Consider the following 25777-nt stretch of genomic DNA (forward strand, 5'->3'; position numbering starts at 1 on the left):
CCTTAAAAACGATTTGTACTCAATAAATTTCAAGATGCTGGAAGCCGCTTGAACAATATTGAGCATATAGTGATAAAAATAACAGCCTTGCGCACATGAGGAAAGAACTTGGTCTTCGGAAAAAGTTTTCAGAGAATAACGCATGGTTTATCCCCCACAAACTTTCGGTACAGATAAAAGTAGGCATCAATAATTGGAAAGTGAAATGATTACAGGCGTTATTCTCGCAGGTGGACGGGCAACACGTATGGGCGGGCACGATAAAGGTCTGATAGCACTGAACGGTATGCCGCTATATCTGCACGTTCTGTCTCGGCTTAAAGCACAAGTCGATGAGGTCATTATCAGCGCTAACCGCAACCAGGCTGTGTATGCGCAAAGTGGCTGCCGCATTATTGGTGACTTTGATACAAGCTTTCCAGGCCCGTTGGCTGGTATTCTGAGTGGGTTATATGCCTCGCCATCCGAATGGGTCGTATTCGTCCCTTGCGATGTCCCTGCTCTCCCCCTCGATCTGGTGCACCGATTGTGGCAAGCATGCGGGGAGGCAAATGCGACTTATGCCACAGACGGAGAACGTCCACATCCCACATTACTCTTAATCAATAGAAACCTTATTGAGCCGTTGGAAGCTTATCTGCATCTCGGAAATCGTAAGTTAATGCTATTTATTGAACAGGTTGGAGCAAAAAACGTTTCATTTAGCGATCAACCTGAAGCCTTTCGCAATATGAATTCGCCTGAAGACTTATCCAATTGGGAGGTGCAACACCGTGAACCCTAATCGTGTCCCCTTACTCGCTATTGTTGCTTATAGCGGTACAGGTAAAACGACATTACTTAAACACGTCATCCCGCTACTGACTAATCATGGTGTTCGAGTCGGACTCATTAAACATACGCATCATCAGATGGATATTGATACGCCAGGTAAAGATAGCTATGAGCTACGTAAGGCAGGCGCAGCACAAACCATTGTTGCCAGCAGCCAAAGATGGGCGCTAATGACGGAGACTCCTGATCAGGAAGAACTAAATATTTACCATCTAGCTGGAAAAATGGATGCATCTACTCTTGATCTGGTGCTGGTTGAGGGGTTCAAACATGAGAGGATCGCTAAAATAGCCTTATTTCGCCAATCGTTGGGTAGAGCATTAAGTGATTTGATCGATGAGTATGTCATCGCGATTGCAGCAGATGGTGAGATCGACACCATGCTTCCAGTGCTTGATATCAATCAACCAGAGCAAGTTGCTATTTTTATCCACCAATGGCTCAAAAATAATAATCTGTAATGCGGAACAGACAACCGTTAACACTGAACCATTGGGTAATGTCTGGCAGAAAATGGGCTTCTGAACCCAAAAAACCAAACCCTCCCATGCGCTGTATCCATCATGTGATCTGCAGGTTTTTTGTAAATTCACCCAATTTCTCATAGCAAAAAGCCCCTGTCTTGCGACAGAGGCTTTCCACTTATTTGATGCCTGGCAGTTCCCTACTCTCACATGGGGAAGCCCCACACTACCATCGGCGCTACGGCGTTTCACTTCTGAGTTCGGCATGGGGTCAGGTGGGACCACCGCGCTATCGCCGCCAGGCAAATTCTGTTTCATCCCAACCGTTGCACTTAAGTTGCTTTCGCTTCTTATCTGTACAACCATCAGAACCAATCTTTGAACAAGCTGAGTATTGTCTTTTGAGTCATCTCAAAACACCTTCGGTGTTGTAAGGTTAAGCCTCTCGGGTCATTAGTACTGGTTAGCTCAACGTATCGCTACGCTTACACACCCAGCCTATCTACGTCGTCGTCTTCAACGGCCCTTCAGGGGCATCTAGTGCCCAGGGAAGACTCATCTCGAGGCAAGTTTCCCGCTTAGATGCTTTCAGCGGTTATCTCTTCCGCACTTAGCTACCGGGCAATGCAATTGGCATCACAACCCGTACACCAGTGGTGCGTTCACTCCGGTCCTCTCGTACTAGGAGCAACCCCTCTCAATCTTCCAACGCCCACGGCAGATAGGGACCGAACTGTCTCACGACGTTCTAAACCCAGCTCGCGTACCACTTTAAATGGCGAACAGCCATACCCTTGGGACCTACTTCAGCCCCAGGATGTGATGAGCCGACATCGAGGTGCCAAACACCGCCGTCGATATGAACTCTTGGGCGGTATCAGCCTGTTATCCCCGGAGTACCTTTTATCCGTTGAGCGATGGCCCTTCCATTCAGAACCACCGGATCACTAAGACCTGCTTTCGCACCTGCTCGAGCTGTCACTCTCGCAGTCAAGCTAGCTTATGCCTTTGCACTAACCTCCTGATGTCCGACCAGGATTAGCTAACCTTCGTGCTCCTCCGTTACGCTTTGGGAGGAGACCGCCCCAGTCAAACTACCCACCAGACACTGTCCGCAACCCGGATTACGGGTCTACGTTAGAACATCAAACATTAAAGGGTGGTATTTCAAGGTTGGCTCCACGCAGACTGGCGTCCACGCTTCAAAGCCTCCCACCTATCCTACACATCAAGGCTCAAGGTTCAGTGTCAAGCTATAGTAAAGGTTCACGGGGTCTTTCCGTCTTGCCGCGGGTACACTGCATCTTCACAGCGAGTTCAATTTCACTGAGTCTCGGGTGGAGACAGCCTGGCCATCATTACGCCATTCGTGCAGGTCGGAACTTACCCGACAAGGAATTTCGCTACCTTAGGACCGTTATAGTTACGGCCGCCGTTTACCGGGGCTTCGATCAAGAGCTTCGCCTTGCGGCTGACCCCATCAATTAACCTTCCGGCACCGGGCAGGCGTCACACCGTATACGTCCACTTTCGTGTTTGCACAGTGCTGTGTTTTTATTAAACAGTTGCAGCCAGCTGGTATCTTCGACTGATTTCAGCTCCATGAGCAAGTCACTTCACCTACCATCAGCGTGCCTTCTCCCGAAGTTACGGCACCATTTTGCCTAGTTCCTTCACCCGAGTTCTCTCAAGCGCCTGAGTATTCTCTACCTGACCACCTGTGTCGGTTTGGGGTACGATTTGATGTTACCTGGAGCTTAGAGGCTTTTCCTGGAAGCGTAGCATTGGTTACTTCATCACCGTAGTGACTCGTCATCACGCCTCAGTGTTAACAATGACCCGGATTTACCAAAGTCATCCACCTTCACGCTTAAACCGGGACAACCGTCGCCCGGATAACCTAGCTTTCTCCGTCCCCCCTTCGCAGTAACACCGAGTACAGGAATATTAACCTGTTTCCCATCGACTACGCTTTTCAGCCTCGCCTTAGGGGTCGACTCACCCTGCCCCGATTAACGTTGGACAGGAACCCTTGGTCTTCCGGCGTGCGGGTTTTTCACCCGCATTATCGTTACTTATGTCAGCATTCGCACTTCTGATACCTCCAGCAGCCCTCACAGGCCACCTTCGACGGCTTACAGAACGCTCCCCTACCCAACAACACCTAAGTGTCGCTGCCGCAGCTTCGGTGCATGGTTTAGCCCCGTTACATCTTCCGCGCAGGCCGACTCGACCAGTGAGCTATTACGCTTTCTTTAAATGATGGCTGCTTCTAAGCCAACATCCTGGCTGTCTGTGCCTTCCCACATCGTTTCCCACTTAACCATGACTTTGGGACCTTAGCTGGCGGTCTGGGTTGTTTCCCTCTTCACGACGAACGTTAGCACCCGCCGTGTGTCTCCCGTGATAACATTCTTCGGTATTCGTAGTTTGCATCGGGTTGGTAAGTCGGGATGACCCCCTAGCCGAAACAGTGCTCTACCCCCGAAGATGAGTTCACGAGGCGCTACCTAAATAGCTTTCGGGGAGAACCAGCTATCTCCCGGTTTGATTGGCCTTTCACCCCCAGCCACAAGTCATCCGCTAATTTTTCAACATTAGTCGGTTCGGTCCTCCAGTTAGTGTTACCCAACCTTCAACCTGCCCATGGCTAGATCACCGGGTTTCGGGTCTATACCCTGCAACTTAACGCCCAGTTAAGACTCGGTTTCCCTGCGGCTCCCCTATACGGTTAACCTTGCTACAGAATATAAGTCGCTGACCCATTATACAAAAGGTACGCAGTCACCTAACAAGTAGGCTCCCACTGCTTGTACGTACACGGTTTCAGGTTCTATTTCACTCCCCTCGCCGGGGTTCTTTTCGCCTTTCCCTCACGGTACTGGTTCACTATCGGTCAGTCAGGAGTATTTAGCCTTGGAGGATGGTCCCCCCATATTCAGACAGGATGTCACGTGTCCCGCCCTACTCATCGAACTCACAGCTTGTGCATTTTTGTGTACGGGACTATCACCCTTTACTGTGCGACTTTCCAGACGCTTCCACTAATACACAAACTGATTCAGGTTCTGGGCTCCTCCCCGTTCGCTCGCCGCTACTGGGGGAATCTCGGTTGATTTCTTTTCCTCGGGGTACTGAGATGTTTCAGTTCCCCCGGTTCGCCTCATGACACTATGTATTCATGTCATGATAGTGTGTCGAAACACACTGGGTTTCCCCATTCGGGTATCGTCGGGTATAACGCTTCATATCAGCTTACCGACGCTTATCGCAGATTAGCACGCCCTTCATCGCCTCTGACTGCCTAGGCATCCACCGTGTACGCTTAGTCGCTTAACCTCACAACCCGAAGGTGTCTTTGATTAATCAAAGTCACTGTCGTGCTGCGATTATTTGAGAGACTCATTGACACACTGACGCATCACTCACATGACATAAATGTCATATCAGTATGTTCAGCTGTCATGTTTCAATTTTCAGCTTGTTCCAGATTGTTAAAGAGCAAAACGTCGCAGTGCACCCAAACAGGTACACTCTGAAGTTTTCTATATAGCGAGTAGTGATGGTGGAGCTATGCGGGATCGAACCGCAGACCTCCTGCGTGCAAGGCAGGCGCTCTCCCAGCTGAGCTATAACCCCATCGTTGCTTACAGATACCTTAGATACCACTCATGGAAGAGTTGGTAGGCCTGAGTGGACTTGAACCACCGACCTCACCCTTATCAGGGGTGCGCTCTAACCACCTGAGCTACAAGCCTATTAAGGTATTTCTGCTCGTTATTTTCATCAGACAATCTGTGTGAGCACTTCACTTAACACACATCTTCTTGGTAAGGAGGTGATCCAACCGCAGGTTCCCCTACGGTTACCTTGTTACGACTTCACCCCAGTCATGAATCACAAAGTGGTAAGCGCCCTCCCGAAGGTTAAGCTACCTACTTCTTTTGCAACCCACTCCCATGGTGTGACGGGCGGTGTGTACAAGGCCCGGGAACGTATTCACCGTAGCATTCTGATCTACGATTACTAGCGATTCCGACTTCATGGAGTCGAGTTGCAGACTCCAATCCGGACTACGACGTACTTTATGAGGTCCGCTTGCTCTCGCGAGGTCGCTTCTCTTTGTATACGCCATTGTAGCACGTGTGTAGCCCTACTCGTAAGGGCCATGATGACTTGACGTCATCCCCACCTTCCTCCGGTTTATCACCGGCAGTCTCCTTTGAGTTCCCGACCGAATCGCTGGCAACAAAGGATAAGGGTTGCGCTCGTTGCGGGACTTAACCCAACATTTCACAACACGAGCTGACGACAGCCATGCAGCACCTGTCTCAGAGTTCCCGAAGGCACTCAGCTATCTCTAGCTAATTCTCTGGATGTCAAGAGTAGGTAAGGTTCTTCGCGTTGCATCGAATTAAACCACATGCTCCACCGCTTGTGCGGGCCCCCGTCAATTCATTTGAGTTTTAACCTTGCGGCCGTACTCCCCAGGCGGTCGATTTAACGCGTTAGCTCCGGAAGCCACGCCTCAAGGGCACAACCTCCAAATCGACATCGTTTACAGCGTGGACTACCAGGGTATCTAATCCTGTTTGCTCCCCACGCTTTCGCACCTGAGCGTCAGTCTTTGTCCAGGGGGCCGCCTTCGCCACCGGTATTCCTCCAGATCTCTACGCATTTCACCGCTACACCTGGAATTCTACCCCCCTCTACAAGACTCTAGCCTGTCAGTTTTGAATGCAGTTCCCAGGTTAAGCCCGGGGATTTCACATCCAACTTAACAGACCGCCTGCGTGCGCTTTACGCCCAGTCATTCCGATTAACGCTTGCACCCTCCGTATTACCGCGGCTGCTGGCACGGAGTTAGCCGGTGCTTCTTCTGCGAGTAACGTCAATCAGCCGTGCTATTAACACGACTGCCTTCCTCCTCGCTGAAAGTGCTTTACAACCCGAAGGCCTTCTTCACACACGCGGCATGGCTGCATCAGGCTTGCGCCCATTGTGCAATATTCCCCACTGCTGCCTCCCGTAGGAGTCTGGACCGTGTCTCAGTTCCAGTGTGGCTGGTCATCCTCTCAGACCAGCTAGGGATCGTCGCCTAGGTGAGCCATTACCTCACCTACTAGCTAATCCCATCTGGGCACATCTGATGGCGAGAGGCCCGAAGGTCCCCCTCTTTACTCTTGCGAGGTTATGCGGTATTAGCTACCGTTTCCAGTAGTTATCCCCCTCCATCAGGCAGTTTCCCAGACATTACTCACCCGTCCGCCGCTCGTCACCCAGAGAGCAAGCTCTCCTGTGCTACCGCTCGACTTGCATGTGTTAGGCCTGCCGCCAGCGTTCAATCTGAGCCATGATCAAACTCTTCAATTTAAGATTTGTTTGATTTGCTGAACTCGTCAGCGATGCTCAAAGAATTAGTAACTGTTTATTCGTAATGAATTTACTGTTGTTCACTCTTCAAGACTTTTTATATCGTTAAGATACGGTCTTGTGAGTGCCCACACAGATTGTCTGATTAAATTGTTAAAGAGCAGTGCCACTTCATCGGTGGCGCGGGCTGCATATACTATGCTTTTCCGCTGTGAAGTCAAGTCATTACTGACCGCCTTCGTTGAATCTTTTTTCCTGTTACCACAACCGCGTGTCGCTGTTGCCGTGTCAGTGGAGGCGCATTATAGGGACTTCTCGCACGCTGACAAGCGCTAAATGCAAAAAAAATATCGAGTGAGGATTTTTTCAGCAAAGCGCAGTAAAAGACACCGTTATGCCGGATTTTTCGCCGCTAACTGGGAGAAATCCTCACCGGACAGACTGACGCACCATCAATTCCGGCGTCAACACCAGCGCATTAGGTTCAGTATTGGGATGCTCTAGACGATACAAAAGTGTATCAACCGCTAATTCGCCAAGTTCATCCTTCGGTTGATGCACGGTAGTAAGAGGTGGAGACATATAGCGAGCCAGCTCAATGTCATCGTAGCCAATAACTGCCATGTCTTGAGGAATTGAAAGCCCAGCCTGATAAAGCGCATGGTAAACACCAACGGCCATCGCATCATTACTGGTGAACACCGCTTCAGGTTTATCTTCCAGCGCTAACAACTGCTGCATAGCGCGATAGCCCGCTTCAAACTCAAAATCACCGAAAATTTCATAATCAGCGGGAACGAATAGCCCAGCAAGCTGCATCGCCTGTCGATAACCTTCTAATCGGTTATAGGCTGTCGTCTTATCTTTCGGACCCGCAATGCAGGCTATCTTTTTATAACCACGGGAAATGAGGTAATTGGTCGCGATCTCTCCACCGAGCAGGGAGTTATCTTTAATGACATCCATAACGCCTTCAAAAGGCGCCCAATCCATCATAACCATAGGTATAGAAGGATAGCGACTCATCATTTCGGGCAAAGGGCGATGACTTTCGGTGCACATCAACAGTACGCCGTCGACCCGCTTTTGCAGCAGCGTTTCGAGACTATGGCTCATTCTGTCGCGATCGCCTTCGGTGTTGCACAGAATCAGGCTATAGCCTCTTTCATAACAGCAGCGCTCTACGCCACGCACCACTTCGGCATAAAACGGGTTATTACTGGCAGTGAGCAACATGCCAATGGTGCGGGTCTGGTTTATTTTCAGACTTCTGGCCAGCGCAGACGGCGCATAGTTGAGATCCTCAACGGCCTTCATCACTTTTTCGCGAATGGTATCACTGACAAAGCGATTGTTATTAATGACGTGAGATACGGTAGAAGTAGAAACGCCCGCAAGACGGGCGACATCTTTCATGGTGGCCAAAGATCACCCCTGGGTTTGCAAAAATGCGTCGATCTCTTCACGCCATGGGACAGAGGGCTGAGCACCTCGGCGAGTAACGGCTATCGCAGCTGCCGCATGGGCAAATTTTACTGCGGAGGACATGGGCTTATTTTCCAGTAATGCAGTCACTAACGCGCCATTAAAAGTATCTCCAGCTGCGATAGTATCCACGGCTTTTACACGATAACCCGGAATACGCTGCCCCTGACCGTTTTCACTTAGCCATACGCCACGACTACCCAATGTGATCAGAACCGTTTCGATGCCTTTATCGTGCAGAACCTGTGCTGCGCGAGCCGCATCGTCTTCCGTCTCAACGGTAATTCCCGTCAGGAACTGTGCTTCGGTTTCATTCGGCGTGATCATATTGACCAGCGATAACAGTTCATCGGGTAGCTCGCGGGCAGGAGCGGGGTTCAGAATCACTTTTGTTTGGTGTTCATGCGCGAGTTTAGCGGCCGCAATAACCGTTTCCAACGGCGACTCAAGCTGCATAAGCAACGCAGAAGCATCAATAATGTGTTGCTGATGACGATAAAGGTAATCAGGCGACACCGCAGCATTTGCGCCTGCATTTATCGCAATCATGTTCTCAGCGTCGGCGTTAACAAAAATCAGCGCAACGCCGGTTGTTTCCCCAGAGATAGCCTCAACGGCGGAAACATCAATATTGTCCTTGGATAGCTGCTGGCAAATACGGGTACCGATATCATCTTCTCCGACGCAGGCAATAAAGGCGATGTCTGCACCGCTTCGGCCGGCGGCAACGGCCTGATTGGCACCTTTCCCACCGAAAGCTACGCTATATTGCTCACCGATCACCGTTTCGCCTGGGCGGGGAAATTGCTCAAGATTGAGAATATGGTCAGCATTAATACTGCCCAGCACCACCAGCTTACCCGTTTTCATTATGTCGAATCCCGCTACGTTAATAATGCGCCACCACAAACGGGTGGCGCGAGCCCTGCTTTATATCCGTCATACTTCAAGCAGCCTGTGCGTTGGTTGCCCTTACTCACCCCAGTCACTTACTTGTGTAAGCTCCTGGGGATTCGTGCGGTTACCGCCTTCATGCAACTCGAATTATTTAGGGTATATTTTTAATTATTTTGCAACCAGCTTCAGGTCAACCGGAATGATGGCCTGCGTTTTTTCGCCTTTCAGCACTTTCGCAGCCGTTTCGATACCGATTACACCGATCTGATCAGGACGCTGAGCAACAGTTGCAGCCAGCTTGCCTGACTCAACGGCCTTCACGCCATCCTGAGTACCATCAAAGCCGACAACCAGCACATCTGTTTTGCCTGCGGTTTGCAGTGCACGCAGTGCGCCCAACGCCATTTCATCGTTCTGAGCAAATACGGCCTGAACGTCAGGGTGTGCGGTCAGCAGGTTCTGCATCACGTTCAGCCCTTTAGTACGGTCGAAGTCAGCTGGTTGGCTAGCCAGCATCGCGAATTTATTTTTCTCAGCAGATTTCATGAAGCCCGCCCCACGCTCACGCGCAGCAGACGTTCCGGCAATCCCTTCCAACTGAATCACCTTGGCACCTTCACCCAATTTCTTGGCAATGAAGTCACCGGCAACTTTACCACCGAAGGCATTATCAGAAGCAACGTGGCTCACAACTTCACCACTGCTGGCAACGCGGTCCAGCGTAATAACAGGGATCTTGGCCTGATTGGCCATTTTAATCGCATTACCTACCGCATCAGAATCGGTCGGGTTGATCAGCAGAACTTTGGTTCCACGCACCGTCAAATCCTGAACGTTAGCCAGTTCTTTTGCTGGGTTATTCTGAGAATCCAGCACAATCAGCTCGTAACCCAGTTTGTCAGCTTCTTTCTGTGCACCCTCTTTCATTGAAACAAAGAACGGGTTATTCAGCGTAGAAACCACCAGAGCAACCGTATCTTTGGCCAAGGCATTAGCACTGACAGTCGCGCTCAGCGCAACAGCGGAAACCAGAGTAGCCAGCTTTTTCATATTCATAACTCAATTCCTGTGTGAATGAAGGTTATTTACTGCTTTTGTTATCTACCAGAACCGCCAGCAAGATGACGACTGCTTTAACGATCATTTGGTAGTAAGAAGAAACACCTAATAAATTCAGTCCGTTGTTGAGGAAACCAAGGATAAGTGCGCCGATCAACGTACCAACGATACGCCCTTTTCCTCCAGCCAGACTGGTGCCGCCCAATACTACAGCCGCGATAGCATCCAGCTCATACCCTGTACCCGCCGTCGGCTGTGCAGAGGACAAACGTGCGACTTCGATAATTCCCGCCAGGGCAGACAGCAGCCCACACAGGGAATAGACAATAATCTTGATTTTATCAACGCTGATGCCGGACAAACGAGTTGCGGATTCATTGCCGCCCAGCGCATAGATATAGCGCCCCAACCGCGTATGGTGCAGCATGTACCAGGCCGCCGCGAACACGATAGCCATGATCCAGATTGGCGTTGGAATCCCCAGCGGACGGCCGATACCAAACCAGCCAAACGCATCTGCTACGTCGGAAAAACCGGTATTCACCGGGCTGCCGTTGGTATAGACCATCGTCACACCGCGCAGTAACAGCATCATGACTAACGTAGCGATAAAGGCCTGCACTTTACCTTTGGAGACAATAACCCCCGTACCCGCACCAATCAGCGCACCCAGCGCCAGTGCGCCAAACACCGCCACCAGCGCATTCACTTCAAGCCCGACGATGGAAGCCGCTACGGCACCGGTCAATGCCAGCAGTGAACCCACTGACAAATCAATACCCGAGGTCAGTATCACTAGCGTCATGCCAACCGCCATGATGGCGTTCACCGACGTCTGCTGAAGAATATTGAACAGGTTGTTCAGGGTAAAAAAGTTAGGGCTCATGGCGGACACAACCGCAATCAGGATCAGGAGCGCGATCAGCGATTTCTGCTCCAATAACCACTCTTTGCTGAACCAGCGTTTTGCCGCGATAGATTGAGAACTCATGTCTGACTTACTCCTGCTTTGCGCCGTATTGCTTACCAACGGCCGCAGCCATCAGTGCTTCCTGGGTTGCTTGCTCAATAGGGAAATCACCGCTCAAGCGCCCTTCATGCATCACAATGATGCGATCGCTCATTCCCAAGACTTCGGGCATTTCGGATGACACCAATATGATGCTCAGCCCTTCTTCTTTGAATTGATTGATTAACTGATAAATCTCTTTCTTCGCCCCGACATCGACGCCACGCGTCGGTTCATCGAGGATCAGGACATTCGGGCGCGTCATCAGGCCACGGGCAATCGCCACTTTCTGCTGATTACCGCCGGAAAGCAGGCCGATAGGCTGCTCCATCGAAGGCGTTTTCACGTTGAACAGGCGAATAAAATCGGCAACCGTCAGTTGCTCTTCGGCGTGTTTCAGACGACCGCCCGCATGGCTGAAATAGCGCAGTGCGGTTAATGACATGTTTTCTTTTACCGACATGCCCAGCACCAGACCATCGCGTTTGCGATCTTCCGATATATAAACGATGCCGTTCGCCAAGCCATCCTGAGGTTTACGGGTCACCACGTCGTGGCCATCCAGCGTCACATTGCCGCCCGTACGCGGCAGTGCGCCGTAGAGAATCTTCATCAGCTCGGTACGGCCCGCGCCCATCAATCCTGCGACGCCCAGAATCTCGCCTTTTCGCACCGTAAAGCTGACGCCCTCTACGCCTGGCCCAGACAGGTTCTGCACCTTAAGGCGAACCTCTCCCGGCGCTTTATTCGAACGCGGGTACTGATCTTCCAGTTTACGGCCCACCATCATTTCAATCAGCGTATCTTCCTCTAAGTCACTAACCGGACGCTCGCCGATAAACTGACCATCGCGGAAAACAGTAATGTCATCGCAGATTTCAAAGATTTCTTTCAGACGGTGGGAAATATAGACAATGCCGCATCCCTGAGATTGCAGCTCTTTGATCACGCTGAATAGCGAAGCGGTTTCGGTATCCGTCAGAGCATCGGTCGGTTCATCCATGATGATGACTTTCGATTCAAAGCTCAGCACCTTGGCAATTTCTACCATTTGCTGATCGCCAATCGATAAATCCCCGACCATACGACGGCTGTCATAGCGCAGATTAAGGCGCTTCAGCAGCTTATCGGCTTCCGCATACATCTTGTTCCAGTCGATACGACCGAAGCGGTTGGTAAATTCACGACCAAGGAAGATATTCTCGGCAATCGTGAGTTGGGGAATCAGGTTAAGTTCCTGATGGATAATACCGATACCTGCTTCCTGGGACGCTTTCGGCCCACTGAAATCCACCTCTTGTCCCAGAAAATGAATGCTGCCGGCATCTTTACGATAGATCCCGGTCAGCACTTTCATCATGGTGGACTTGCCCGCACCGTTTTCGCCCACCAGCGCCATCACTTTTCCCGGATAGACGTTGAGTGCCGCACCGGAAAGCGCTTTAACGCCGGGAAAAGATTTCGTGATGCCTTGCAGTTGCAGTAAAGGTTGCATTGATGCCTCAGAACGTTACGCCAGCACAAAGGATGACATTGGCATACGGAGAACACTCTCCGCTGCGAATGATCGCCCGGCTTTTGCCGCTTTGGGTTTTAAATTCTTCATGGCTAACATAGTGCAATGCAATTGAGTTTCCCTGGTGTTGTTCAAGTTGCTTCAATTGATCGAGTAATGCGTCATGGACTGCGGGGTTCTTTTCAAGAATCTCTTCCGCAAGAATAGCGGCCTCGACCTGCATTTCGCTGGTGACAACGCTAACGACCTGCAAGAACGTCGGTACGTTGTGCGTCAACGCCAGATCGATACGGGTCGTCGTTTCAGGAATCGGTAAACCGGCATCACCAATAACAAGGCTATCGGTATGCCCCAGTCGAGAAATCACGGAAGAAATATCTGAATTCAATAATGCTGCTTTTTTCATCTTCTCACCCCACCAGCGAAACGTTTCGCTAATAACATTCTAGAAAAAGAAGCAAGAAAGGCAATGAAGAGATAAAAAAACTGTGATCGCTATCGAAACGTTTCGCTAACAAAAAAATAAAGAGAACAAGAGGCCGTTATAGAAGGTTGATAAATAGAGAAATGGCGGGCAACGGCCCGCCACGAGGGAATTGAGGATAACGATTTAGAGTTTGCGAATCTGCTTCACATCCAGCTCGACGGAGTTGAAGTCTTTATCCAGCTCACCCTGAATTTCCACTTTGTCGGTGGGCGAAACCATCTGACCATTCCAGCGTTTGTGATCGATTTCGACTTCCATCGTGCCTGTCGCGTCGCGGAACAGGTAGTTTTCATCACCGATTCGTTTTTCAATATTACCGCTCAGCGTCACCCAACTGTCGTCACGCAGTTCTTTAGCTTTATCTACCGTGGTGAGGGAACTCTGTTGATCGATGAATCCCCCTTTATGTGTGCCAACCGCAGGCGTTTCTGGGTTGACGAAACCACCGCCGTTTTGTGCGGCAAATACGGGTGCAGAAACCAGAGCGGTAATGGCGAGTAACGCAGCTGCTTTTTTCATGTTTACCTTCCTTATTTTTTCTGTTGTTTCACAGTCAACGGTTTCGCAGTCAGCCTGCGGGAGTAATCGGTCTTCGGGAAGGATTAAAGCAAACCGTTCTTAACAGAATCTTAAGGAGTCAGCGTTTACTTTCTTATTTTTTTATATTGCCGAAATCGCCCAATTTCAGCGATTTGTCCTGTACACACCGCCTCTCTATTTCGTATAAAACCGGAAAAGACATAAGCGCAACAGCAGTACATTCCCTGCGAGGCCCCCATGAGAATATTGTTAATCGAAGACGATCGCTTGATTGGTGACGGCCTGAAAGCTGGTTTAAACAAACTGGGCTTTAATATTGACTGGTTTATGGAAGGTAAAGCGGGTGCCGCTGCATTGAAGGCTGCCCCCTATGATGCGGTTGTGCTCGATCTCAGCCTGCCGGGCATGGACGGGATGGATATTCTGCGCCAGTGGCGTCAGGCGGGGCATGACGAACCGGTACTGGTTCTGACCGCCCGCGATGCGTTAGAACAGCGCGTAGAAGGGCTACAGCAGGGTGCCGATGATTATTTATGTAAGCCCTTTGCGCTGACAGAAGTAGCCGCTCGCCTGCAGGCGCTGATTCGCCGTCGTCACGGCCAACTGCAACCGACATTAACGCACGGCGCGGTTTCCCTTGAGCCGGGATCGCGGAGCGTCACCCTTAACAACGAACCGCTGATACTAAAATCTCGCGAACTGGCGTTACTGGAACTGTTTTTGCTCAATCCAAACCGCGTACTCACGCGCGCACAGTTGGAAGAAAAGCTCTACGGGTGGGACGATGATGTCTCCAGCAATGCGGTAGAAGTGCATATCCACCACCTGCGCAAAAAGCTGGGTGCTGGGTTTATCCGTACCGTACATGGCGTTGGCTACATTCTGGGAGATGCTCCATGAACCGACTCAGCCTGCGTTTACGCCTGATTGCGGGTTTCACGCTGCTGACGCTGATTTGCTGGGGCGTAGCCAGTTTGCTTTCGTGGTATCAAACGCGCCATAACATCAATGAGTTATTTGATACCCAGCAAATGCTGTTTGCCAAACGTCTTGCCACGATGAACCCCGATGAATTGCGAATTCAGTCGACTTCTCTGCCCAAAACCAAAAGTCTGGTACATAAGGATCGAGGCAAGCAGGACGACGATGCCCTAGCCTTCGCCATTTTTACTCGCGATGGGAAGATGGTGTTGAATGATGGTGAGAACGGCAAAGATTTCATTTTTGATTACCAGCGAAACGGCTTCACCGACGGCAAATTGCGCGATGACAACGACGCATGGCGCATTGTCTGGCTAACGACGGTGGATAATCGCTACGTGATCGCTGTCGGACAGGAATGGGAATACCGTCAGGACATGACGCTGGATATTGTAAAAACCAACCTGATGCCCTGGCTGTTCGCACTGCCGATCATGTTGGCGCTGCTGTTCTGGCTGGTCACGCGTGAACTCTCGCCGTTAAAACGTATTACCGCCGAGCTTCAACAGCGTTCACCGGACGAAAGTACACCGCTGGCGACACAGCACATCCCGCAAGAAGTTCGCCCGTTGGTCAATGCATTGAACCACCTGTTTTCCCGCATCAGCGACATGCTGGTTCGTGAACGCCGTTTCACCTCCGATGCCGCTCACGAGCTGCGTAGCCCGCTGGCAGCGTTGAAAGTTCAAACCGAAGTCGCACAGCTCGCGCATGACGATGAAGCCATGCGGCACCATGCACTGGTCAATCTGGACAAAGGTATCGATCGGGCTACACGGCTGGTGGATCAACTCCTGACGCTATCGCGGCTGGATGCCGAATCGTCCCCCGAAGGGATGCAGCCCGTCCAGTTCAATGAACTACTGCAACAGGCGGTGATCGCGCACTACCACACGGCGCAAACCGCAGGTATCGAACTGACGCTGGATTTACCAGACGCCCCCGTTATCCAGCAGGGCCACCCGCTGCTGCTGACCCTGCTGGTGCGCAATCTGCTGGATAACGCTATTCGCTACAGCTATGAAGGGGGAACGGTAAGCCTGACGCTGACAGAGCACGGCTTTCAGGTTGCCGATAACGGACCGGGCATTAGCGAGGAGGCACTGGCAAGAATCGGCGAACGTTTTTATCGCCCGCCGGGGCAAGAGAAATCCGGCAGCGGTCTGGGGATTTCCATCGTAAATAACATCGCCACGCTGCACCGCATGCGGGTCACGTTCACCAATCAGCCCGAAGGCGGGCTGATTGTGTCAGTGAATTGGTAACGATTATTCTCTCTATCTATACGTTAACGCACTGAGCAATATGGCTTCCCCCAACAGGCAGCAACTGCTGCTTGTTATTAGGGAAACACGGGGATGAGGTTCCCGCAGGGACGCCTCGCCCCGTGGTCGACCGTATATCTCGATCTTATCCCAACATAGCGCCCTAATCGTGGGATCACTTAAATCTCGACCTGTATCCCCAGCTCAATCAGCCTGTTCGGCGGTATTTCAAACTGATCCGCCGCTCGCAGCGCATTTCTGCTGAGCATCATGAATAGCTTACCGCGCAAGCGCAGATACCACGGGCGCTCACCGATAATCAGCGACTCATTAGACATAAAGAAAGATGTTTCCATCATTTGGCAGGTTAACCCATCCTGCCAGCAGCGCTGAAAGACCTCTTCCACATCCGGCGTCTCACGCCAGCCATAGTTGGCAATCACTCGCCAAAACGTCGGCGAAAGCTGTTCAACCGTCACACGGCGAGCGTTCAATACATAGGGCGCATCCTCCGTTCGCATGGTCAACAGCACCACACGCTCATGCAGGATTTTATTGTGCTTAAGGTTATGCAGCAGTGCGAACGGAATCACGCGAGTCGCACGCGAGAAGTACACAGCAGTCCCTGGCACACGCGTCGGCGGCGTTTTCTCCAGTGACGCAATCATGGCATCCAGCGAATTACCATGCTCATGCAACCGGCGCAGCAACCTGAAACGCTCGCTTTTCCATGTGGTCATGATGATAAACATCACCATACCCAGCGCTAGCGGTAGCCAGCCGCCAGAGAGGATCTTGACTACGTTTGCCAAAAACATCGGCACGTCAATAATCAGCAGGCCCGCCAGCAACACCCACGCCAGATAGCGATTCCAGAGCCAGTTCTTCACCGCCACCGTACAGAACAGAATACTGGTAATCACCATCGTCCCCGTTACCGCAATCCCATAAGCCGCAGCCAAATTGCTCGAATGCTCAAAGCTGACAATCACGATGACGACGGCGATATAGAGCATCCAGTTAATGGCAGGAATATAAATCTGACCGGATTCCATATCTGACGTGTGTACGATACGCATCGGCGGTAAATAGCCCAGCCGCACCGCTTGGCGCGTCAGGGAGAACACGCCGGAAATCACCGCCTGCGAGGCAATAATTGTCGCCAGCGTGGCCAATATCATCAGTGGAATCAGCGCCCAATCTGGCGCCAGCAGGAAGAACGGGTTTTTGATGGCTTCCGGGTCTTTTAACAGCAACGCCCCCTGCCCGAAGTAATTTAACACCAGCGACGGCAGCACCACCGTAAACCAAGCCAGACGAATGGGGAATTTACCGAAGTGGCCCATATCGGCATACAGCGCCTCGACCCCGGTAATCGCCAGCACCACCGCCCCCAGGGCGAAGAACGACACCGCTTTATACTCGACAAAGAAGCGCACAGCGTACATCGGGTTCAACGCCTGCAAGACTTCGGGATTAGCGATAATGCTGCGAGCGCCCAGGATACCAAGCGTTAAAAACCAAATCAGCATCACGGGTGCAAACAGCTTGCCAACGCTACCCGTACCGTGTTTTTGAATGATAAACAGTAACGTCAGGACGACAATCGAGAGCGGAACGATATAGCTGTCCATCGACGGCGCGGCAATTTCCAGCCCTTCCATCGCCGACATCACAGAGATAGCAGGCGTGATGACGACTTCCCCATAAAAGAAGCTGCCACCAATCAACCCCATGATGACTAGCACGGACGTCATGCGATCGGAGGTATTGCGCCCAGCTAGCGACATTAATGTCAGAATCCCACCTTCGCCTGCGTTATCGGCACGCATCACATAGGTCAGATATTTCAGCGAAACAACGAGAACCAATAGCCAAAAGATCAGTGAAAGAAAACCAAAGACCGAGTCAGGTTCGACCCCAAAACCAAACTGCCCTGATAAACATTCCCTTAACGTATAAAGAGGGCTGGTTCCTATATCTCCATAAACCACCCCGATGGCCGCCAGCGTGACAGCCGGAAGCGAACGTTTATGTTCTGAGCTCATAAACCTATCTTCTGTTGTTAATCAGTCCGCGAAGCGCGTCATTCACAGCAACTCGTCCAAAAGCGCACAGTATGCACAAATCAGGGTAAAAACCCATTTTTATTGTGTGGATCGCCTGCTCAAGAAACATCCTGTAAAAAGTGGTTTATTGCTTACTCACCCCGTTAGGGTGTAATAATCCGTAAAAGTATTCTAATAAAAATCTGTGATCTGCCGTTTATTATTACGATTGTCTTTCTGAAAGTAGGGTTTTTCTGAGACACCGCTTTCAGTAGACCAACCGAATTCAAAAATAAACGATTTCAGTACATCACATCATGGGACTAACGGATTAATTATGCGTCAAACTGCGGCATTGGCTGAAAGAATTTCTCGTCTCAGCAATGCGCTAGAACACGGGCTCTACGAAAGGCAGCACGCCATTCGTCTCTGCCTACTGGCAGCACTAAGCGGAGAAAGCGTTTTTCTGCTGGGACCGCCAGGTATAGCCAAAAGTATGATCGCCCGGCGTCTTAAATTCGCTTTTCGTCATGCGAACGCGTTTGAGTACCTGATGACCCGCTTTTCAACGCCGGAAGAAGTATTTGGCCCCCTTTCCATTCAGGCGTTAAAAGATGAAGGCCGCTATCAGCGTTTGACTGCGGGTTACCTGCCGGAAGCCGAAATCGTCTTTCTGGATGAAATCTGGAAAGCGGGTCCCGCTATTTTGAACACCCTGCTGACGGCCATTAACGAACGACGTTTCCGCAATGGCAATAGCGAAGATACCATCCCCATGCGCCTACTGGTCGCGGCCTCGAACGAACTGCCAGAGGCTGATGGCGGTCTGGAAGCACTCTACGACCGAATGCTCATCCGTCTGTGGCTCGATCGCGTGCAGGAAAAACAGAATTTCCGTGCACTACTTGTGAATAACAGCAGCGAACGCGATAACCCCGTTCCACCCGCCCTTAGCGTCAGCGATGAAGAGTACCAACAGTGGCAGAAGGATATTGAGCATATCGCATTGCCGGAGTTCGGTTTCGAGCTGATTTACACGCTGCGTCAGCAGTTAGATACGCTGGAACAAGCGCCATATATTTCTGACCGACGCTGGAAAAAAGCCCTGCGCCTGCTTCAGGCCAGCGCATTTTTCTGCGGGCGGGACGCCATTACACCAGTTGATATCATTCTGCTGAAAGACTGTCTCTGGCATGACCAAAGCACCTTGACGCTCATCGAACACCAGCTTGAGCTACTGATTACCGAGCACGCTTACCAGCAGAAAAGTCTGCTGTTCCGGCTGCAACAGGCGAATACCAAACGTCAGCAATACCAACGTGAACAAAGCGAATTACAGGCATTTTCGGTGGAGAAACAGGGGCACTTCCTTGGCCGGAAATTCCATTACACCTTGCCTGACACGATCGTCGCTGAAACGCTGGATCTGGTGTTGCAGCGCCCGCTGATCCTGCACGATATTGAAGTCAATCACCTGATCATTGAAAAAAATGCTTTGCAAGGCTGGCTGCAAAAAGGGGGAGAAATCCGGGGCAAGCTCAACGGCATCGGCTTTACTCAACGTCTCGATCTGCTGGTGGACGATCGCCAGCATCTGACGGTTCGCGATATCAGCCTGCAATCCTCCATTCTTTCTCTGCCAGAAAAGCGCGACTGTGCGCTGCCTGCCGACATTACCGATGAATATGAAAAACTGAACATGCAGTTGCGCGAACAGCGCCGCTTATTCAGCCAGCATCAGCCTTGTCTGTTCGTCCCCGCTGAGTGGCTAGCGAAAATAGAAGCCAGCTTGCAACAGGTTGCCGAGCAGATCCAGCAATCAGAGCAACAGGACTAACGCCGATGATCACGCTGGAATCACTGGAAATGCTGCTGTCTATCGATGAAAACGAACTGCTGGACGATCTGGTCGTCACGCTGTTGGCAACGCCGCAGCTCGCTTTCTTCTTTGAAAAGTATCCCAGCCTGAAATCCGCGTTACTCAACGATCTTCCTCACTGGAAAGAAACCTTAAAGCAGCGCCTACGCACCACGCAGGTACCGCCAGAGCTGGAAAAAGAATTTAGCTGCTACCAACGTTCACAATCGATCGACAACCAGGCTTTTCAGACACGCCTGCCTGCGATTATGGATATGCTGAACAACGTAGAATCCCCCTTTCTGGCACAGGCCTCACAGCTCATTACCTCTCCAGAGAGAACCTTAGGGCAGAAGATCACCAGTGGGCTCCACGCACTCTTTCTTCAGCGCTGGCGGCTAAGCCTCACACTGCAAACCGTTTCACTGCATCAGCAGTTGATGGATCAAGAACGGGAAATCCTGCTGGATGAACTGCAACAACGCCTGACCCTCAGCGGCAAACTCGAACCTATTCTGGCCGAAAACGAAAACGCGGCAGGGCGGCTCTGGGATCTCAGCGCAGCGCAGCGTATTCACACCGATCCCCGCCCGTTACTGGATTTCGGTGCCTTCCTGCAACGCCAGCCCGCATTACAAAAACTGGCGGAACGCTTAGGCCGCAGCCGGGAAACCAAATCCATCCTCACGCAAGAGGCACCACAAGAAGCCTTCCGGGTAAGAGTACGAGAACCGGCCACCGTGCCCGAGCAGGTGAGCGGCGTACATCAGAGCGATGACATTTTGCGTTTGATGCCGACGGAGTTGGCCACATTGGGCATTAGCGAATTGGAATATGAATTCTATCGTCGCCTGCTAGAGCATCGGCTGCTGACCTATCGCTTACAAGGGGAGAGCTGGCGCGAGAAAATCACCGAGCGCCCCGTTGTCCATCAGCAAAACGAACAGCAGCCGCGTGGCCCGTTTATCGTCTGCGTCGATACGTCAGGCTCCATGGGCGGCTTTAATGAGCGCTGTGCCAAAGCCTTCTGTCTGGCGCTGATGCGCATCGCGCTCGCCGACAACCGCCGTTGCTACATCATGCTGTTTTCTACTGGCGTGGTGAAATATGAGCTCACGTCTGCGGACGGATTAGAGCAGGCGATACGTTTTCTCAGCCAGTCCTTCCGCGGCGGCACAGATATGAGCGCCTGTCTGTCGGCATTGTTGGATAAGATGGACGACGCACTCTGGCATGATGCCGACGCGGTGGTGATTTCGGATTTTATCGCCCAGCGGTTGCCGGATGAGGTAGTAAATAAGGTGAAAAGCCGTCAGAAGCAGCTACAGCATCGTTTCCATGCTGTAGCGATGTCCGATCATGGCAAACCCGGCATCATGCACATCTTTGACCATATCTGGCGCTTTGATACTGGGTTAAAAAGCCGCTTAATGCGCCGTTGGCAGCACGGCAAGGCTTATTAAAGCAGGCCGGAAACCGACTCACGCAGCGACTGTGGCCAGACGCCGCACTGAACCTGACCAATGTGTGGCAATTGCAGCAACAGCATGACCAGACGAGACTGACCGATTCCCCCACCGATCGTTTGCGGCATTTCACCGCGCAGCAGCGCCTGATGCCATTCCAGCTTCAGACGTTCTTCGTCCTGCGTCAGCGCCAGCTGGCGTGTTAACGCTTCTGCATCGACACGGATGCCCATTGATGAAATCTCAAACGCATCGTTCAGGACCGGGTTCCACACGACGATATCGCCGTTCAGACCTGCCAGTTCCTGCTCGCCTGGTGTAGTCCAGTCATCATAATCCGGCGCACGCACATCGTGAGAGTGTCCGCTGGACAGCTTACCGCCAATCCCAATCAGGAAGACCGCACCCAGTTCTTTAGCGATAGCTCGCTCACGCCCTTTGGCATCCAGATCGGGATAGCGCTGCAGCAGCGTTTCGGTGTGCACAAAATGAATCTGTTCTGGCAGGAAAGGCTGAATGCCAAACGCCTGATGTACCGCCGCTTCCGTCGCTTTGATACCCTGATAAATGCGCGTCACAGTCGATTTCAGATACTCGGCATTGCGCTCGCCGTCCCCCATCACGCGCTCCCAGTCCCACTGATCGACATAAACCGAGTGGATCGGGCTCAGACGATCTTCGTCCGGGCGCAGTGCCTTCATATGGGTATAGATACCTTCGCCAAAGCTAAAATCATACGCGCCCAGCGTTTTACGTTTCCATTTCGCCAGTGAGTGCACCACTTCAAATGTGGCATCCGGCAGGGCTTTAACCTTAACCTGTACCGCTTTTTCCGTACCGGACAAGTTGTCCTGCGTACCATCGCCGATACGGCTGAGAATCGGTGCCTGGACTTCAATCAATCCCAGAAGCTGCTCCAACTGGCTGGAGAAGAAAGACTTAACGAAGCTGATTTGCTGTTGTTTTTCGATGTACTGCTTTTTCATTGCCGCGTCTCTTATTCATCGTATTTAGTTATTCATTAAGCAATAAAAACTGCTAGTCATTCAATAATCTTATGGATAAATTGCACTTGTGCTTTTAATCCGTCATTTTATAGCGGCATAAAATCATTATTCGTTAAAATAGGGGGCTCAAAGTGGCAGAAATTTATCAGATCGATAATCTCGATCGCGGCATTCTTTCCGCCTTAATGGAAAATGCACGCACGCCTTATGCCGAACTGGCAAAACAATTTTCAGTCAGTCCAGGTACGATCCACGTTCGGGTGGAAAAAATGAAGCAGGCGGGCATCATTGTCGGTACACGTCTGGATGTGAATCCAAAACAGCTGGGCTACGACGTATGCTGTTTTATCGGCATCATTCTGAAAAGCGCCAAAGATTATCCCTCCGCGCTGGAGAAGCTGAACAATCTGGAAGAAGTCGTCGAGGCCTACTACACCACCGGGCATTACAGCATCTTTATTAAGGTCATGTGCCGCTCGATCGAGGCGCTGCAACATGTGCTTATCAACAAGATTCAAACAATTGATGAAATTCAGTCCACTGAAACGCTGATCTCCCTGCAAAACCCCATCATGCGGACGATCGCGCCGTAATGCTTTTTTCCTATACCCATATTATCCACAGGTAGATCCCAGCCAGATCACAGCGTACAATGTCCCGTCTTTTATCGGATGGGATCGCTATGGCAGACATTACCTTAATCAGTGGCAGTACCCTTGGCAGTGCCGAATATGTTGCAGAACATTTGGCCGAACTGCTGGAGAAGGATAATTTTTCCACTGAAACTCTCCATGGCCCCACGCTTGATGCACTGCCTGAAAGCGGTATATGGCTGGTGGTGACATCTACACACGGTGCAGGGGAATTCCCTGACAACCTGAAAGCACTGTTTGAACAGCTGGAACAGCAAAAGCCCGATCTTTCTCAGGTGAGTTTCGGTGCAGTGGGGATCGGTAGTAAAGAGTACGACACATTCTGTGGCGCGATCCAAACAGCGGATCGTGTACTGGCTCAATTAGGGGCCAAACGGATCGGTGAAATCCTCGAGATCGACATCACCCAACATCAAATTCCAGAAGATCCAGCAGAAGAATGGCTAGGATCGTGGGTTAATTTACTCAAATAAGATGAAATATTCGGCAGTTGAATGTGGATAACTATGCTTATTTCAGGTGTAAAAGCAGTAGTTATCCCAATAACAACCCGAGTATGTTTTTTGTCCTGTGTATAACTCCACATTAAGATCCCAGCTTATACTGGCTAGGATCACCGATCATTCACAGGTAAGGATCATCTCCATTCTCTTGATCTTTAATATGAATAATCACTTATCCACACAACATGACGATCCTAATAAGAGATCTAATAAAGAGATCTTTAAATAAAAAGATCTTTCTTTAATTAACGAGGATCCAACGGACTTGGTCGTTGGCTCAAAGTTGAGTAGAATCCCCTCCCCAGGGCAAATAACGATCGTTCGCCACTCATCATTCGCGATAATGCGAGGAGCTGTACCATGTTTTATCCAGATCCATTTGACGTCATCGTGATCGGTGGCGGTCATGCCGGAACAGAAGCAGCAATGGCTTCTGCCCGAATGGGCCAACAGACGCTTTTGCTCACACACAATATCGACACGCTGGGACAAATGTCTTGCAACCCCGCGATCGGCGGTATTGGGAAAGGTCATCTGGTTAAAGAGATCGATGCCATGGGAGGCTTGATGGCGCGAGCCGTCGATCAGGCAGGTATACAGTTTAGGATACTAAACAGCAGTAAAGGCCCGGCCGTCAGAGCAACGCGCGCACAAGCGGATCGCGTGCTCTATCGTCAGGCTGTTCGCACCGCACTGGAGAATCAGCCAAATCTGACGATCTTCCAGCAAGCGGTTGACGATCTGATCGTGGAAAACGATCGCGTTGTCGGTGCGGTTACCCAGATGGGACTAAAATTCCGTGCAAAAGCCGTGGTGTTGACGGTAGGCACTTTCCTTGATGGCAAAATTCATATTGGATTGGATAACTACAGCGGTGGGCGTGCAGGCGATCCGCCTTCCATTCCGCTCGCGCGCCGCCTGCGTGAACTGCCTCTGCGCGTCAACCGCCTGAAAACCGGTACTCCGCCGCGTATTGACGCCAGAACAATTGATTTTAGCGTGCTGGCACAACAGCACGGTGACAACCCGATGCCGGTTTTCTCATTCCTGGGGAATGCGAGCCAGCATCCGGCACAAATGCCGTGCTACATCACGCATACCAATGAGAAGACCCATGATGTGATCCGTAATAATCTGGATCGCAGCCCGATGTATGCCGGGATCATCGAAGGGATCGGGCCACGCTATTGCCCATCGATCGAAGACAAGGTCATGCGCTTTGCCGATCGAAATACGCATCAGATCTTTCTTGAACCTGAAGGACTGACTAGCAACGAAATTTACCCTAACGGGATCTCAACCAGTTTGCCGTTTGACGTCCAGTGGCAGATTGTTCGCTCAATGGCAGGGATGGAAAATGCACGCATCGTTCGTCCTGGTTATGCGATTGAGTACGATTTCTTCGATCCTCGCGATCTGAAACCTACGCTGGAAAACAAATTTATTCATGGCCTGTTCTTCGCCGGACAGATAAACGGGACAACTGGCTATGAAGAAGCCGCGGCACAGGGCATGCTGGCAGGGCTGAATGCGGCTCGATTGGCTGCCGATAAGGAAGGCTGGTCGCCACGTCGCGATCAAGCTTATCTCGGTGTGCTAGTTGACGATCTCTGTACGCTGGGGACGAAAGAACCCTACCGTATGTTTACTTCACGTGCGGAATATCGCCTGATGCTGCGTGAAGATAACGCCGATCTACGTTTGACGGAAATGGGTCGTGAGCTGGGTATGGTCGACGATCACCGCTGGGCGCGTTTCAATGAGAAGCTTGAGAACATTGAGAAAGAACGTCAGCGCCTGCGCGACATTCACGTTCACCCGCAATCTGAGCAATTAGATCAAATCAACTCACTGCTGAAGACACCGTTGTCCCGTGAAGCGAACGGTGAAGAACTGCTGCGTCGCCCTGAAGTGGATTACGTTCAGCTTACTGCGCTACCGCTGTTTGCCCCGGGATTAACCGACGAGCAGGCTGCAGAACAGGTTGAAATTCAGGTCAAATACGAAGGTTATATTGCTCGTCAGCAGGATGAAATTGAGAAACAGCAGCGTAATGAAAATGCACTGCTGCCTGCCGATCTGGATTACAAACAGGTAAGTGGATTGTCCAATGAGGTGATTGCCAAGCTGAACGATCACAAACCTTCGTCGATCGGTCAGGCTTCACGGATTTCTGGCATTACGCCTGCGGCGATCTCCATTTTGCTGATCTGGCTTAAAAAACAGGGTCTGCTGCGTCGCAGCGCCTGATTTACGGTAAACTTATCCCCTAAATAGCCGGTTATCCGGCTATTTTTATTATTAACCTCATATTTTTCATCGGGATCTTATT

General features: G+C 51.1%; 18 protein-coding genes, 2 tRNA genes and 3 rRNA genes. 9 read left to right on the top strand and 14 right to left on the bottom strand.

Features of this window, described 5'->3' with window-relative positions; all coding sequences use genetic code 11:
• The first annotated feature begins 205 nt into the window (after window positions 1–205).
• Together mobA and mobB are read left to right on the top strand one after the other, a co-directional pair.
• Entirely contained in the window at window positions 206–784 is a 579-nt protein-coding gene (mobA, locus tag EO763_RS22300) for a molybdenum cofactor guanylyltransferase MobA (RefSeq protein WP_161530268.1), read from the top strand.
• Window positions 774–1295: a molybdopterin-guanine dinucleotide biosynthesis protein MobB gene (gene mobB, locus EO763_RS22305; RefSeq protein ID WP_161530269.1), complete on the top strand. Its 522-nt coding sequence runs from the start codon at window positions 774–776 to the stop codon at window positions 1293–1295. Before mobA ends, mobB begins: the two co-directional genes overlap by 11 nt.
• A gap of 190 nt (window positions 1296–1485) precedes the next feature.
• Here the strand turns inward: mobB and rrf are convergent.
• From rrf to EO763_RS22365, 12 genes are all read right to left on the bottom strand, one after another.
• A 5S ribosomal RNA gene (rrf, locus tag EO763_RS22310) occupies window positions 1486–1601 on the bottom strand.
• Between the two features lie 129 nt (window positions 1602–1730).
• Window positions 1731–4637: ribosomal RNA gene (locus EO763_RS22315) — 23S ribosomal RNA — on the bottom strand.
• Window positions 4638–4861: 224 nt separating this feature from the next.
• Window positions 4862–4937 (bottom strand) — tRNA-Ala (locus EO763_RS22320).
• 42 nt (window positions 4938–4979) lie between these two features.
• A tRNA-Ile gene (locus EO763_RS22325) sits at window positions 4980–5056 on the bottom strand.
• A gap of 73 nt (window positions 5057–5129) precedes the next feature.
• Window positions 5130–6671 (bottom strand): 16S ribosomal RNA (locus tag EO763_RS22330).
• The 16S, 23S and 5S rRNA genes sit together here with 2 tRNA genes alongside, the layout of an rRNA operon.
• Window positions 6672–7100: 429 nt before the next feature.
• A complete protein-coding gene (rbsR, locus tag EO763_RS22335) occupies window positions 7101–8096 on the bottom strand; it encodes a ribose operon transcriptional repressor RbsR (RefSeq protein ID WP_039493988.1) in 996 nt (331 codons plus the stop codon).
• Between the two features lie 3 nt (window positions 8097–8099).
• Entirely contained in the window at window positions 8100–9026 is a 927-nt protein-coding gene (gene rbsK, locus EO763_RS22340) for a ribokinase (protein ID WP_161530270.1), read from the bottom strand.
• A gap of 195 nt (window positions 9027–9221) precedes the next feature.
• The gene (gene rbsB / locus EO763_RS22345; RefSeq protein WP_005976509.1) at window positions 9222–10109 is read right to left on the bottom strand and encodes a ribose ABC transporter substrate-binding protein RbsB; all 888 of its coding nucleotides are present in this window, start codon (window positions 10107–10109) and stop codon (window positions 9222–9224) included.
• Window positions 10110–10134: 25 nt separating this feature from the next.
• Window positions 10135–11103: a ribose ABC transporter permease gene (gene rbsC, locus EO763_RS22350; protein ID WP_010681479.1), complete on the bottom strand. Its 969-nt coding sequence runs from the start codon at window positions 11101–11103 to the stop codon at window positions 10135–10137.
• 7 nt (window positions 11104–11110) lie between these two features.
• Entirely contained in the window at window positions 11111–12616 is a 1506-nt protein-coding gene (rbsA, locus tag EO763_RS22355; protein ID WP_161530271.1) for a ribose ABC transporter ATP-binding protein RbsA, read from the bottom strand.
• A 7-nt stretch (window positions 12617–12623) separates the two neighbouring features.
• Window positions 12624–13043, bottom strand: a complete 420-nt coding sequence (gene rbsD, locus EO763_RS22360) for a D-ribose pyranase (RefSeq protein ID WP_039508291.1) — start codon at window positions 13041–13043, stop codon at window positions 12624–12626.
• Between the two features lie 204 nt (window positions 13044–13247).
• Window positions 13248–13643, bottom strand: a complete 396-nt coding sequence (locus tag EO763_RS22365; protein ID WP_161530272.1) for a YgiW/YdeI family stress tolerance OB fold protein — start codon at window positions 13641–13643, stop codon at window positions 13248–13250.
• Between the two features lie 258 nt (window positions 13644–13901).
• On the opposite strand from EO763_RS22365, the gene qseB reads away from it, so the two are divergent.
• Window positions 13902–14564 carry a quorum sensing response regulator transcription factor QseB gene (gene qseB, locus EO763_RS22370; RefSeq protein ID WP_161530273.1) on the top strand — a complete coding sequence of 221 codons (663 nt, stop codon included), beginning with the start codon at window positions 13902–13904 and terminating at the stop codon, window positions 14562–14564.
• Entirely contained in the window at window positions 14561–15910 is a 1350-nt protein-coding gene (gene qseC / locus EO763_RS22375; RefSeq protein ID WP_161530274.1) for a quorum sensing histidine kinase QseC, read from the top strand. The genes qseB and qseC overlap by 4 nt, the downstream gene beginning before the upstream one ends.
• 179 nt (window positions 15911–16089) lie before the next feature.
• Here the strand turns inward: qseC and kup are convergent, their stop codons facing one another.
• A complete protein-coding gene (gene kup, locus EO763_RS22380) occupies window positions 16090–17958 on the bottom strand; it encodes a low affinity potassium transporter Kup (RefSeq protein ID WP_039533588.1) in 1869 nt (622 codons plus the stop codon).
• Between the two features lie 337 nt (window positions 17959–18295).
• On the opposite strand from kup, the gene ravA reads away from it, so the two are divergent.
• Entirely contained in the window at window positions 18296–19795 is a 1500-nt protein-coding gene (gene ravA / locus EO763_RS22385) for an ATPase RavA (protein WP_161530275.1), read from the top strand.
• Between the two features lie 5 nt (window positions 19796–19800).
• Window positions 19801–21279 (top strand): ATPase RavA stimulator ViaA, encoded by a 1479-nt coding sequence (gene viaA / locus EO763_RS22390; RefSeq protein ID WP_103862427.1) that lies wholly within the window; start codon window positions 19801–19803, stop codon window positions 21277–21279.
• Here the strand turns inward: viaA and asnA are convergent.
• On the bottom strand, window positions 21276–22268 hold the full coding sequence (gene asnA / locus EO763_RS22395; protein ID WP_161530276.1) for an aspartate--ammonia ligase: 993 nt from the start codon (window positions 22266–22268) through the stop codon (window positions 21276–21278). The genes viaA and asnA overlap by 4 nt on opposite strands.
• A gap of 152 nt (window positions 22269–22420) precedes the next feature.
• Between asnA and asnC the strand changes: the two genes are divergently transcribed.
• From asnC to mnmG, 3 genes are all read left to right on the top strand, one after another.
• On the top strand, window positions 22421–22882 hold the full coding sequence (gene asnC / locus EO763_RS22400; protein WP_010300103.1) for a transcriptional regulator AsnC: 462 nt from the start codon (window positions 22421–22423) through the stop codon (window positions 22880–22882).
• 89 nt (window positions 22883–22971) lie between these two features.
• Complete coding sequence (mioC, locus tag EO763_RS22405; RefSeq protein WP_161530277.1) at window positions 22972–23415, top strand: FMN-binding protein MioC; 444 nt, start codon at window positions 22972–22974, stop codon at window positions 23413–23415.
• 390 nt (window positions 23416–23805) lie between these two features.
• Window positions 23806–25695: a tRNA uridine-5-carboxymethylaminomethyl(34) synthesis enzyme MnmG gene (gene mnmG / locus EO763_RS22410; RefSeq protein ID WP_161530278.1), complete on the top strand. Its 1890-nt coding sequence runs from the start codon at window positions 23806–23808 to the stop codon at window positions 25693–25695.
• Window positions 25696–25777: the final 82 nt, after the last annotated feature.

This window comes from Pectobacterium odoriferum (assembly GCF_009931295.1).
GTDB classification, from domain to species: domain Bacteria; phylum Pseudomonadota; class Gammaproteobacteria; order Enterobacterales; family Enterobacteriaceae; genus Pectobacterium; species Pectobacterium odoriferum.